Annotated in this window: 10 protein-coding genes; 6 read left to right on the top strand and 4 right to left on the bottom strand. The window is 71.6% G+C overall.

The features are described from left to right. Window position 1 precedes the first annotated feature (1 nt). From ACFVTX_RS13195 to ACFVTX_RS13175, 5 genes are all read left to right on the top strand, one after another. Window positions 2-3,019 (top strand): FtsK/SpoIIIE domain-containing protein, encoded by a 3,018-nt coding sequence (locus ACFVTX_RS13195; RefSeq protein WP_386900797.1) that lies wholly within the window; start codon window positions 2-4, stop codon window positions 3,017-3,019. A gap of 129 nt (window positions 3,020-3,148) precedes the next feature. Further along, window positions 3,149-4,363, top strand: a complete 1,215-nt coding sequence (locus ACFVTX_RS13190) for a PotD/PotF family extracellular solute-binding protein (protein WP_386900795.1) — start codon at window positions 3,149-3,151, stop codon at window positions 4,361-4,363. A gap of 2 nt (window positions 4,364-4,365) precedes the next feature. Next, window positions 4,366-5,565, top strand: a complete 1,200-nt coding sequence (locus ACFVTX_RS13185) for an ABC transporter ATP-binding protein (protein ID WP_386900793.1) — start codon at window positions 4,366-4,368, stop codon at window positions 5,563-5,565. Between the two features lie 2 nt (window positions 5,566-5,567). Next, window positions 5,568-6,479: an ABC transporter permease gene (locus tag ACFVTX_RS13180; protein ID WP_386900791.1), complete on the top strand. Its 912-nt coding sequence runs from the start codon at window positions 5,568-5,570 to the stop codon at window positions 6,477-6,479. A gap of 119 nt (window positions 6,480-6,598) precedes the next feature. After that, window positions 6,599-7,381, top strand: coding sequence for an ABC transporter permease (locus ACFVTX_RS13175; protein WP_386901144.1), 783 nt, complete (start codon window positions 6,599-6,601; stop codon window positions 7,379-7,381). A gap of 102 nt (window positions 7,382-7,483) precedes the next feature. Here the strand turns inward: ACFVTX_RS13175 and ACFVTX_RS13170 are convergent, their stop codons facing one another. Beyond that, window positions 7,484-8,473, bottom strand: coding sequence for an asparaginase (locus ACFVTX_RS13170; protein WP_386900789.1), 990 nt, complete (start codon window positions 8,471-8,473; stop codon window positions 7,484-7,486). A 3-nt stretch (window positions 8,474-8,476) separates the two neighbouring features. Beyond that, window positions 8,477-9,850: a 4-aminobutyrate--2-oxoglutarate transaminase gene (gene gabT / locus ACFVTX_RS13165; protein ID WP_386900787.1), complete on the bottom strand. Its 1,374-nt coding sequence runs from the start codon at window positions 9,848-9,850 to the stop codon at window positions 8,477-8,479. Between the two features lie 92 nt (window positions 9,851-9,942). On the opposite strand from gabT, the gene ACFVTX_RS13160 reads away from it, so the two are divergent. Next, window positions 9,943-10,425, top strand: coding sequence for an OsmC family protein (locus tag ACFVTX_RS13160; RefSeq protein WP_386900785.1), 483 nt, complete (start codon window positions 9,943-9,945; stop codon window positions 10,423-10,425). Between the two features lie 11 nt (window positions 10,426-10,436). Here the strand turns inward: ACFVTX_RS13160 and ACFVTX_RS13155 are convergent, their stop codons facing one another. After that, window positions 10,437-11,387 (bottom strand): hypothetical protein, encoded by a 951-nt coding sequence (locus ACFVTX_RS13155; RefSeq protein ID WP_386900783.1) that lies wholly within the window; start codon window positions 11,385-11,387, stop codon window positions 10,437-10,439. Between the two features lie 46 nt (window positions 11,388-11,433). Continuing rightward, window positions 11,434-12,198, bottom strand: a complete 765-nt coding sequence (locus ACFVTX_RS13150) for a lysophospholipid acyltransferase family protein (protein ID WP_386900781.1) — start codon at window positions 12,196-12,198, stop codon at window positions 11,434-11,436. Window positions 12,199-12,253: the final 55 nt, after the last annotated feature.

The following is a 12,253-nucleotide window of genomic DNA, read 5'->3' as shown; positions in this document are numbered from 1 at the left end:
GGTGCATCCACTCGACGACGCCGACCCGAGCTCGCTGCAGCTTCCGCTGTCGCTGCCCCCGGCACCGCCCGAACCCGAACGGCCCGGCTTCCCGCTGCTCGCGACACTCGCCCCGGTCGGCGGGGCGCTCGTGCTCTGGGGCATCACGGGCTCGCCCTTCTCCCTGGTCTTCGCCGTGCTCGGCCCGGTCGTCGCGATCGGCTCGATGCTCGACACCCGGCGCCAGCTGAAGCGTCGGATGCGGCGCCTCGGCGCCGAGCGCGAGCAGCGCCTCGACGAGCTGCGCGCCGAGATCGCCGCGCGCCACGACGAGGAGCGCCGGGCCGCGTGGCGGGTGTCGCCGGCGCCCTCGGCGATCGTGGCGGCGACGGCGCGTCCTGCCTGGTCCGATCCGGCTCCGTCGCCCGTCGTCGTCGGCGCCGGCGACCGGCGCAGCTCGGTGCGCGTCGACGGTGCACCCTCCGATGCCGACGACCGCCTGGTGCTCGAACGGGCGGCACGCCTCGCGGGAGCGCCCGTGCTCGCCGAACTCCCCGCCGGAATCGGATTCTTCGGGCCGCTCGCACTGGCACGTTCGGCGGCACGGGCCGCCCTCGTGCAACTCCTCGTGAGGGCCGACCCGCGGGCGGTCTCGGTCACCGCGTCATCCGGGGCCGAGTGGGACTGGGTGCGGCGGCTGCCGCATGCCCGGCCGGGGGGAGCGGGCGGTCCCGGCGAGGTCGGCGTCGTCGTCATCGACACGGTCGCCGAAGCGGATGCCACGGCGCGGGCGCCTACGGTCGGCGGCGCCGCCTCGGGCACGGTCCGCCCGGCGCAGCTCGGCGGGGCGACGGCGGCACGCCGTCCGGGTCGTGGCACGCCGAACCGGCCCCGCGAACCGCTGCGGATCGTCGTCGCCGCCGAGCTTCGGCACCTTCCGCCCGGCCTCGCGACGGTGATCAGGCTCACAGGCCCGCGCGCGGCGGTGCTGCACCGCGACGGCGCGGCGCCCGCAGCGATCGAACCGGCGCTCGTGGGCCTCGCCGAGGCGAACCGTTGGGGCGATGCGCTCGCCGAGATCGCCGAGCGGCTCGATCTCGCGGGCGACGCCGGGATCCCGCGGCGGGTGGCGCTCGCCGAACTGCCCGCGGCGATCGACGGGGCCCATCCCCGTACCTCGCTCGCCGTCGTCGTCGGCCTCGCGGCCGACGGCCCGCTCGCGATCGACCTCGTCGAGCACGGTCCGCACGCGCTCGTCGCCGGCACGACCGGCAGCGGCAAGAGCGAGTTCCTCCTCGCCTGGCTCGCCGCACTCGCTCGGGCGTATCCGCCGGCACTCGTCTCCTTCCTGCTCGTCGACTTCAAGGGCGGTGCGGCATTCGAACCGATCAGAGAGCTTCCGCACGTCGCGGGCATCGTCACCGATCTCGACGAGGCCGAGGCGCTGCGCGCGGTCGAGAGCCTGCGCGCGGAGCTCCGCCATCGCGAGTCGGTGCTCGCCGCTGCGGGAGCGCGCGACCTCCGCGAGCTCGGAGACGAGGTGCCGCTCGCGCGGCTCGTGATCGTCGTCGACGAGTTCCAGGCGATGATCGAGCGGTTCCCCGAGCTCGGCGGGGTCATCGCCGACATCGCGGCGCGCGGCCGGTCGCTCGGAGTGCATCTCGTGCTCGCCTCGCAGCGCCCGAACGGCGTCGTGCGCGAGCAGGTCACCGCGAACTGCGCGATCCGCGTCTCGCTTCGGGTCATGCAGCGCGTCGACAGTCTGGCGGTGGTCGGCACCGAAGAGGCGGCCGAGATCCCGCCGGATGCCCCGGGGCGGGCGATCGTCGATCGCGGCGACGGGCGCCCGGTGCGGTTCCAGTCGGCGATCGCCGACGAGGCGGCGGTGCTCGGCGCCCGGGTGGCCTGCGCCGCGCTGTCGCGGGCGCGACGGCCGTGGCTCGATCCACTGCCGACGCGGGTCGCGCCCGATGATCTCGCGCGTCTCGCGGGCGATGCCTCGGCGGTCGGGTTCGGACTCGTCGACGAGCCCGAGCAGCAGCGGCGCTCCGCCGCACGCTGGGATCCGGCGGTCGACGGGCATCTGCTCGTCGCCGGGATGCCGGGCAGCGGCCGCTCGACCGCGCTCGAAGCGATCGCGGCCGCCGTGCGCGCGAGCCACGGCGACGCGACCGTCCTCCGACTCGACGGGCCGCGCAGCGCGGTCTGGGATGCGATCGAGCGGCTCGGCGCGACCGCGCGAGCAGATCGACCGGATGCCTCGGGGAGGCCGCCGCACCCGCGACTGCTGCTCATCGACGACCTCGACGCGCTCTTCCGATCATGGCCCGACGACTACCGCGCCCTCGCCGTCGAACGCCTCGAGACGGTGCTCCGCGAGGGGCGCTCGCGCGGGCTCGCGGTCGCGGCGTCGACGGCCCAATGGCTCGGGGTCCCGCATGCGCTCCGCGACGGGTTCGGCAGCCGGCTGCTGCTGCGGCACGCGACGCGCGCCGAACTGGCTCAGGCCGGGGGAGCGGGGGAACTCTGGCGGGCGAGCGAGGTGCCGGGCTCGGGGCAGTGGCACGGGCGACGGGTGCAGATCGTCGAGGCCCGGCGCACGGCGCGGCCGGTGGGCGCGTCGCTCGCGTCGCCGCGCCTCGAGCTCGCCGCGGTCGCGCGGCTCGCGCTCGTGACGGCGAGCCCCGCGGCCGACGCCGAGCGACTGCGCCGGCTCGGACTCGCCCCGCGCGTGCTCGGCACGGCGGCCGACGTGGACGTGATCGCCGCGCTCGCCGACCCGGCGGCCCCGGTCGTCGCCGTCGGCAGCGCCGAGGCATGGGCGGCGCAGTGGTCCCTCGTGCCCACGATCCGGGAGAGCGCGACGATCCTCGTGCGCGGCGGGGCATCCGAGTATCGTGCGCTCGTCGCCGATCGTGCACTGCCGCCGCTGCTCGACGAGGGCGCTGCGCAGCTCTGGCGGCGCGATCCGGGCGCCGCGACCGCTCGATATAGCTGGCCGACGTCGCTCGCGCAACCGATTCCGCCGTGCGAGGCCTGATCCGGAACGGATTCCGTACAGAACGTTCCAAGAAATTAACGATTCGGACATCACTGGGTGCAGGAGCGCCCTGCAGTGTGTCAGTATCTTCCCACCCCGCATGCGCTTGCAACCGAAATGGAGTCCCTCGTGAGCACTCGGCCCCTGCCTCAAGACCCGATGATCCGCTCGCTGATCGCACAGGCGCGCCAGTCACAGCTGAATCGTCGCACCCTCCTCGCCGGCGCCGGTGCCGGCGCGACCGCCCTCGCGCTCGCCGCCTGCTCCACCGGCGGCGGACAGGCGAAGCCCACCCCCGCGGCTGACAAGTCCGAGACCGACAAGACCCTCAACTGGGCCAACTGGGCCGCCTACATCGATGAGGATGAAGACGGCAACTACCCGACCCTCGTGCGTTTCACCGAAGAGACCGGCATCGAGGTCAACTACGAGGTCGCCGTCGACGACAACAACACGTACTACGGCAAAGTCAAGGACCAGCTCGCCCTCGGCCAGGACATCGGCGCCGACACCGTCTGCCTCACCGACTGGATGGTGGGCCGTTGGATCCGCTTCGGCTACACGCAGGAGCTGAACCACGACAACATCCCGAACCTCGCCAACCTCACCCCTGCCCTCGCCGACCCCGACTTCGACCCCGGCCGCAAGTTCTCGGTGCCGTGGCAGGGCGGCTTCGCCGGCATCGCCTGGAACAAGGAGGCGATCCCCGGCGGCCTCTCGAGCGTCTCCGACCTGTGGGACTCCTCGCTCAAGGGTCGCGTCGGCGTGCTCTCCGAGATGCGCGACACGATGGGCTGCATCATGCTCGACATGGGCGTCGACATCGCCGGCGACTGGGGCGACGAGGAGTACACCGCCGCCATCGAGGTGCTCCGCCAGCAGGTGGAGGACGGCCAGGTCCGCAACATCAAGGGCAACTCCTACCTCGAAGACCTGAAGAGCGAAGACACCCTCGCCGCGATCGTCTGGTCGGGCGACATCACGGTGCTGAACGCCGAGGCCGGCGACAAGTGGGAGTTCGCCCTTCCTTCCGCGGGCGGCACGCTCTGGAACGACAACTTCCTCGTGCCCGTCGGCTCGCCCCGCAAGACGAACGCCGAGACGCTCATCAACTACTACTACGAGCCCGAGGTCGCAGCCGAGGTCGCGGCGTGGGTGAACTTCATCACGCCCGTCATCGGCGCGAAGGAGGCCGCAGCGGCGATCGATCCCGAGCTGGCGGAGAACCAGCTCATCTTCCCGAACGAGGAGACCCTCTCGCAGGCCCACATCTTCCGCACGCTCTCGGGCGCCGAGGAGCAGAAGTACCAGGCCGAGTTCCAGAGCATCCTGCTGGGCGCGTGACGATGTCGGTACGCGAATTCGCCGAGCGTGGCGCAGATCTCGAGCTCGTCGGCATCCAGAAGCGCTTCCCGGGCTTCACAGCGATCGAAGAGCTCGACCTCACCATCCCCGCCGGGTCGTTCTTCGCCCTGCTCGGCCCCTCCGGCTGCGGCAAGACGACGACGCTGCGACTCGTCGCGGGCCTCGAGGAGCCGAGCGCCGGCCGCATCCTGATCGGCGGTACCGACGTCACCGCGACGAAGGCGCACCAGCGGCCGGTGAACACGGTGTTCCAGAGCTACGCGCTCTTCCCGCACATGTCGATCCTCGAGAACGTGGTCTTCGGCCTCAAGCGTCGGCGCATCGCCGACGCCGAGGCGCGCGCGCACGAGGCGCTCCGGCTCGTCGAGCTCGACCACCTCGCGCAGCGCCGCCCGGCGCAGCTCTCGGGCGGTCAGCAGCAGCGCGTCGCGCTCGCCCGTGCGATCGTGAACCGGCCGGCGCTCCTGCTCCTCGACGAGCCGCTCGGCGCGCTCGACCTGAAGCTCCGTCGCCAGATGCAGCTCGAGCTGAAGTCCATCCAGGAAGAGGTGGGCCTCACCTTCCTCCATGTCACGCACGACCAGGAGGAGGCCATGACCATGGCCGACACCGTCGCGGTGATGAACAAGGGCGCGATCGAGCAGATGGGTGCGCCCGAAGAGCTCTACGAGCTGCCCCGCACGGCGTTCGTCGCGAACTTCCTCGGGCAGTCGAACCTCTTCACGGGCGAGGTCGTCGGCACGACCGACACGGCGATCACGGTCGACGTGCAGGGTTCGCCCCTCATCGTGCCGACGGCACGCGCCGCACGGCATCAGGGCGAGGTCACGGTGGGCGTGCGCCCCGAGAAGGTGGCGCTCCACCGCGAGGCGCCCGCCGCCTCGTCGTCACGCAACCTGATCGGCCCCGGCCGGGTCGTCGACGTCTCGTTCTCGGGCGTGAGCACGCAGTACCTGGTCGCGATCCCCGGGCTCGGCACCGTGTCGGTGTTCGCCCAGAACATCGGCTTCGGGCCGGTCGCCGCCGAGGGGGCCGAGGTCTGGATCAGCTGGGAGGTCGAGCACGGCTTCGGCCTGGAGGACGAGCCGGGCGACGCCGCACGGTTCCCGGCCGACACCGACACCCGGTCGATCGCGGCGCAGCGGCGCGATGCGCTCGTCGCGGAGCTCGAGGAGCACTGACCATGGCCTTCGCAGCGTTCGCGACGGCGGAGGCGCAGCCGCAGGCACCCAGGAAGAAGAGCCGTATCGCGCTCTTCCTCCTGCTGCCCGGCATCCTCTACCTCGTGCTCTTCTTCCTGACGCCGCTGGTGTCGCTCGTGCTGACCTCGTTGCAGGCGCAGAGCGAGTTCGCCGACATCGGCCAGTACGACTACGCGTTCAACTGGCAGAACTACGTCGACGTCATCGAGGCGTACTGGCCGCACATCCTGCGCTCGTTCGGGTACGCACTCGCGGCGACCGTGTTCGCGCTGGCGTTCAGCTACCCGCTCGCGTACTTCATCGGCGTGAAGGCCAGGCGGTGGCCGCTCCTGCAGAGCCTCATGCTCGTGCTCGTGATCGCCCCGTTCTTCATCAGCTTCCTGCTGCGCACCCTCGCGTGGAAGCAGCTCCTCTCCGACGAGTCGTTCATCATCACCTCGCTGAAGGCGCTGTCGCTGATGGCGCCCGACGCGCACTTCACGGGCACGCCCTTCGCGGTCATCTTCGGTCTGACGTACAACTTCATCCCGTTCATGACCCTGCCGCTCTACACGACGCTCGAACGCCTCGACCTCCGCTACCTCGAGGCGGGCAGCGACCTGTACGCGAACCCGTTCACCGTGTTCCGCAAGGTGACGATCCCGTTGTCGATGCCGGGCATCGTCGCCGGCACGCTCCTCACGTTCATCCCGGCCGCGGGCGACTACGTGAACGCGAGCCGCGACTTCCTCGGTGGGCCCGACACGCAGATGATGGGCAACGTGATCGAGGCGAACTTCCTCGTGCTGCTGAACTATCCGGCGGCGGCGGCCCTGTCGATCATCCTCATGGCGGCGATCCTGGTGCTCGTCGGCGTCTACGTGAAGCGCTCCGGAACGGAGGACCTGCTGTGAGCGGGGAAGTCCAGGCGGCCGCCGTGCTCGGCGGCCTCAGCGAGAGCGAGCAGCAGCTCGATGCGAAGCGCAAGAAGGGCGGCCGGGTCAGGTCGGGCCGGTTCGGCCTCGGCGACTGGCTGCTGCCGGCCTACACGGTCATCGCGTTCGTGTTCCTGCTCATCCCGATCGTGTACACCTTCGTGTTCTCGTTCAACGACTCGATCAAGTCGAACATCGCCTGGCGCGGGTTCACCTTCGACAAGTGGCTGAACGTCTGCAACGTCGAGGGCGGGGCGGTCTGCGAGGCGTTCGGCAACAGCATCGTGATCGGCCTCGTCGCGACGGTCATCGCGACGACCCTCGGCACGATGATCGCGATCGCGATCGTGCGCTACCGGTTCAGGGCGCGTTCGGCGATCAGCCTGCTGCTGTTCCTGCCGATGGCGACCCCCGAGGTCGTGCTCGGTGCAGGTCTCGCCGCGCAGTTCCTCGCGGTGGGCGTGGCGAAGGACATGACGACGATCATCCTGGCGCACACGATGTTCTGCATCAGCTTCGTCGTGGTGACGGTGAAGGCCCGCGTCGCGAGCCTCGACCCGGCGCTCGAGGAGGCGGGTCGAGACCTGTACGGCTCGCCGGCGCAGGTGTTCTGGCGGGTCACGTTCCCGTTGCTCATGCCCGGCATCCTCGCCGCGGCGCTCCTGTCGTTCGCACTCAGCTTCGACGACTTCATCATCACGAACTTCAACTCGGGCGCCGTCTCGACGTTCCCGAAGTACATCTACATCTCGGCGTCGCGCGGCATCCCGGCTGAGGCGAACGTCATCGCCTCTGCGGTGTTCCTCTTCGCGCTCGTGCTCGTCGTCGCCGCCCAGGTGTCGCGTGCGGCGCGCGCGAAACGGCTCGCGAAGCTCAGCTGAGCGGTTCGGCCCGAAGACACGGATGCCTCGGCGGGAGTGATCCCGCCGAGGCATCCGTGTCGGGGAGCCGAACCGGCACCGCGCGCTCGGCGCGGAGGTCGCTCAGACCGTCGCGCGGATCTCGCCGACCCGGCGGTCGCCGCCCATGACCCAGAGGTCGAGCTCGGTCTGCACCCCGTCGATCGCCGAATCGTCGAGGGCGCCGGCCGCCGCGAGCAGCCGCAGGCCGATGATCGTCGAGGCGCGCGACGAGCCGTCGAGCACCTTGAGCGCGGTCGTCGTGCCGTCGGGCGCCGACATCACCATGACGCCCTCGGCGCCGAACTTCGCGAACACGCCGAGCCGATCGATCGCGACCGTGTCGGGCTGGCCGGGGCCCGCCACCGCCCACGCGTGCTCGCGCGCGGCCGAGGTGAGCGCCGCCGACTCGCGGTAGAGGGCGAAGGGCGAGCCTGCCTGCGCGGTCGTGATCTTGTGGACGCCGCGGGCGAGCGCCGTGAGCGTGATCGCGTGCACGGGCGCACCGCAGCCGTCGATCGCGGAGGCCGCGGGCCGCTCGCCGGTGAGGCGCTCGAGCACGTCGAGGATGCGCTTCTGCAGCGGGTGCTCGGGGTCGAGGTACCCCTCGACCGGCCACTCGTTCGCGACGCAGGCGTTGAGCATGGCCGCGTGCTTGCCCGAGCAGGTCATGTACCCGCGGCGCTTCGACCCGCCGCGGCGGATCAGCTCGTCGCGGGCGACCCGGTCGCCGGGGGCCGACGCGGGGCAGCCGAGCGCCGCGTCGGTGAGCCCGACGCGGGCGAGCAGCCCGTCGACGAGGGCGACGTGGGCGGCCGTGCCCGAGTGGCTCGCCATCGCGATCGCCGCGTCTTCGCCGCGGAGGTTGACGCCGCTCGTCATGACCGCGACGGCCTGGAACGGCTTGAGGGCCGAGCGCGGGAACACGGGCGTCACGACGTCGCCGAGCGCACGTACCACCTCACCCTCAGGGGAGAGCACGACGGCGGAACCGGCGTGCCTGGACTCGATGAAACCACTTCGTTCGACCACGGCGAGCTGGACGGAGTCTTGGACGGAGAACGTCTCGGCCACGGCTCAGCCGAGGGCCGCGAGGCCGTCGTCGAGCACGCGCAGGCCGTCGTCGATCAGGGCGTCGCTCATCGCGAGGCTCGGCAGGAAGCGCAGCACGTTGCCGTAGGTACCGGCGCTGAGGAACAGCACGCCCTGCTGCGCCGCGTACGCGACGAGCTGCGAGACCGCCTCGGGGTTCGGTGCCTTCGTCGTCGCACCGGTGCCGGGCTGGACGAGCTCGATCGCGATCATCGCGCCCTTGCCGCGGATCTCGCCGATGAGGTCGTAGCGCTGCTTCAGCCGCTCGAGCCCCGTGACGAGCGCTGCCTCGATGCGGCTGCCCTCGGCGAGGAGGTCGTGCTCCTCGATGGCCTCGAACACGGCGATCGCGGCGGCGCACGCGACGGGGTTGCCGCCGAAGGTGCCGCCGAGGCCGCCGGCGTGCGCGGAGTCCATGATCTCGGCACGGCCGGTGACGGCGGCGAGCGGCAGACCGCCCGCGATGCCCTTGGCGCTCAGCACGAGGTCGGGCTCCCACCCGAAGTGCTCGCTCGCGAACCAGCGGCCCGTGCGGGCGAAGCCCGACTGGATCTCGTCGGCGATCATGACGACGCCCTGCTCGGTGCACCACGCCTGGAGGGTGGGCAGGTAGCCGTCGGCCGGCACCACGAAGCCGCCCTCGCCCTGGATGGGCTCGACGACGAGGCAGGCGAGGTCGGACGCGCCGACGACCTTCTCGAGGTACGCGATCGTGCGGGCCGCCGCGTCGACGCCCGAGAGGCCGTCGCGGTAGGGGTACGAGTTGGGGGCGTGGTAGACATCGCCCGCGAAGGGGCCGAAGCCGGTGCCGTACGGCATCGCCTTGTAGTTCATCGCCATCGTGAGGTTCGTGCGCCCGTGGTACGCGTGGTCGAGCACCGCGACCGCGCGGCGGCCGGTGTGCTTGCGGGCGATCTTCACGCCGTTCTCGACGGCTTCGGCGCCCGAGTTCACGAGCACCGACTTCTTCGCCCAGTTGCCGGGGGTGTGCTGCGCGAGCAGCTCGGCGACCCGCACGTACTCTTCGTACGGCGTCACGGTGAAGAGGGTGTGGATGACGTCGCCGAGCTGCTCGCGCGCCGCGGCGACGACGCCGGCCTCGGTGTGGCCGACGGTGGTCACGCCGATGCCGGCGCCGAAGTCGAGGAACTGGTTGCCGTCGACGTCGACGAGGACGGCGCCGTTCGCGCGCTCGATGAACACGGGCAGGGCGCTCGAGACGCCGGCCGAGACGACCTCGAGGCGTCGGGCCTGCAGCTCCTGCGACCTGGGGCCGGGGACGGCGGTGACGATCTTGCGCTCCTGCGGCACGGTGTACGCCGGCGCGACGGCCTGGGCGGAAATCTGGGAGTCAGTCATGGTGCCTCCACCTTATCGCCGTGGACGCGGCAGAATCAGGGGAGGACGGGTGTCGCGACGAGGTCGGCACCGGCCTGCGAGGAGGCGATGGGATGCTCGGCACGCACCACTACGAGGTCGCGATCGAGTGGCAGGGCGATCGGGGCACCGGCACGAGCGGGTACCGCGACTACCGCCGAGGCCACGTGGTGCGCGCGGCCGGGAAGGAGCACGAGATCGCGGGTTCGAGCGACCGCGTGTTCCACGGCGACCGCGAACGGTGGAACCCCGAGGAGCTGCTCATCGCCGCGCTCGCGCAGTGCCACATGCTCTCGTACCTGCACGTCGCCACCAACCACGGCGTCATCGTCCGCGGCTACACGGACGCTCCGCGCGGCACGATGGTGGAGGACCGCCACGGCGGCGGTGCGTTCACCGAGGTCGTGCTGCGGCCGAGGGTCGTCGTCGCGGATGCCACGATGCTGGCGCTCGCGGAATCGCTGCACCACGAGGCATCCGAGAAGTGCTTCATCGCCGCCTCGGTCGCGTTCCCGGTGCGCCACGAGGCGACCGCGGTCGTGCTCGGCGAGGCCTGAGACGCGACCGCTCAGGCGCGGGGACGCGCGGGCAGCGTCGGCCCGGGCGGGCAGCTGTGGCCGCCCACGAGTCGGCTGCACTCGGGCAGGAAGCCCGGGTAGCGCTCGTCCTGGGGGTCGCCGAACCAGCGGTGCCAGAGGCGCCAGAAGTTGAGGTTGCCGAACGCCGAGCAGTCGTCGCCCGTCTCGGGGGCCGCGAGGGTGGCCGCGCTCGGCTGGTACGGCGTGTAGTTGTAGAGGTTCGCGGTGGCCTGGTTGCGGATCTCGACCTTCGTCGCCCCGCACGCCGCATCGGGGTGGAACTGCACGTCGACCGCGCCGATCCGGTACTGCCGCTCGGGTTCCTCGGTGTACTGCCGGAACTGCCAGGCCGCGTTGTACACCTGGTTGAAGAAGCCGAAGTACTTCGTGTCGCAGTCGGCCGTGTCGGGGCAGCCGTAGCCGGTGGCGCGCAGGTAGCCCGATTCGCTCGGCCTGGTGAGCAGCGACTGCTCCTTCTGCAGCAGCACGAGCAGGGTGCGCGGGCTGATCCCGCACGCCTCGGAGACCTTCTCGATGATGCGGCTCGCCCGCTCGCGGGTGGCGCCCTCGTAGGCGGCGCAGTGGCGTCCGCCCTGCGCGGGCTGCGATCGGGTGGTCTCGCGGTAGTCGGAGAGGCACGGCACGTCGTCGACGGGTCGGCAGTCGAGGCCCTCGAGGAACAGCTGGATCTCGGCCGCGTTCATCGCGGTCGCGTCGTAGAAGGCGTCGTCGCTGACGATGAGCCCTGGGTCGAACTCGCCGCTCGCCGCGGGGATCTCGAACTCGGGCGTCGGCGCGATGCGCACCGCGGCGCCGCCCTGCCACCGCTCGCCCTCGCCCGCATCGCCGGCGGAGTCGGTCGAGCCGGGTGCGCAGCCGGCGAGCATGAGCAGGGCGGTCGTCGCGAGCGCGGCGACGGCGGCGAGCTTCGGGAAGGACATCGAGGAGACCCTATCGGGCGATGCGGGGTGCCGGCTGGGAGCCCGGTCAGACCCGCTCGCGCGGCACGACCTTGTCGGCGAGCCGGGCGAGGGCGCCCTGCGGCGGCACCTCGTTGTAAGCGCCTGCGAGCTCCTGCCCGGTGAGGGCGTGGATCGCGTCCATGATCTCGTCGGTGGCGGCGCGGCGCGCGCGCCCGCTCGTGGCCGGGCCGTGGTGGCTGAGGTCGAGCGGCTCGCCGAAGCGCACCGTGACGGGTCGCACGCGCGGCATCTTCGCGCCCACGGGCTGGATCTCCTGCGTGCCGATGAGCCCGACGGGCACGACCGTGGCCCCCGTCGTGAGCGCGAGCCACGCGACCCCCGTGCGGCCGCGGTAGAGCCGGCCGTCGGTCGATCGGGTGCCCTCGGGGTAGATGGCGAAGGCCTCGGACTGCTCGAGGATGCGGCGGCCGGCGTCGAGCGCCTCCTGCGCGGCGGCGCCGGCGCCGCGTTCGACGGGCACGGCGCCGATCGCACCGAAGAAGGTTCGGGAGAGCCAACCCGAGAACCCGGTGCCGGTGAAGTAGCTCGACTTCGCGAGGAACTGCACGGGCCGCGGCGAGGCCAGCGGGATCACGACGCTGTCGACGAAGGACAGGTGGTTCGAGGCGAGGATGACGGGCCCGCGCTTCGGGATGTGCTCGGTACCCGTGATGGTCGGCCGATACACCAGGAGGGCGATCGGCCGGAGCATTCCGCGGAAGATGCGATACGCGGGGCCCCGCTTGACCGCGGGGGCGGGAACGGCGTCGGCCTCGATCTCACTCACCATCCGACCCTACGAGCGGCGATATGCGAACGGCGGAATATCCGCGGCCTGCCGCGGA

The organism is Agromyces sp. NPDC058136 (genome assembly GCF_042884375.1).
Taxonomy (GTDB): domain Bacteria; phylum Actinomycetota; class Actinomycetes; order Actinomycetales; family Microbacteriaceae; genus Agromyces.
This window is presented reverse-complemented; position numbering and strand designations above follow the sequence as displayed.

What these genes read in the sequence shown, in the direction of transcription:
- ACFVTX_RS13160 (WP_386900785.1), top strand. Translation starts at nt 9,943, where the DNA reads ATGCTCGGCACGCACCACTACGAGGTCGCGATCGAGTGGCAGGGCGAT.
- ACFVTX_RS13150 (WP_386900781.1), bottom strand. Translation starts at nt 12,198, where the DNA reads ATGGTGAGTGAGATCGAGGCCGACGCCGTTCCCGCCCCCGCGGTCAAG.
- ACFVTX_RS13155 (WP_386900783.1), bottom strand. Translation starts at nt 11,387, where the DNA reads ATGTCCTTCCCGAAGCTCGCCGCCGTCGCCGCGCTCGCGACGACCGCC.
- ACFVTX_RS13185 (WP_386900793.1), top strand. Translation starts at nt 4,366, where the DNA reads ATGTCGGTACGCGAATTCGCCGAGCGTGGCGCAGATCTCGAGCTCGTC.
- gabT (WP_386900787.1), bottom strand. Translation starts at nt 9,850, where the DNA reads ATGACTGACTCCCAGATTTCCGCCCAGGCCGTCGCGCCGGCGTACACC.
- ACFVTX_RS13180 (WP_386900791.1), top strand. Translation starts at nt 5,568, where the DNA reads ATGGCCTTCGCAGCGTTCGCGACGGCGGAGGCGCAGCCGCAGGCACCC.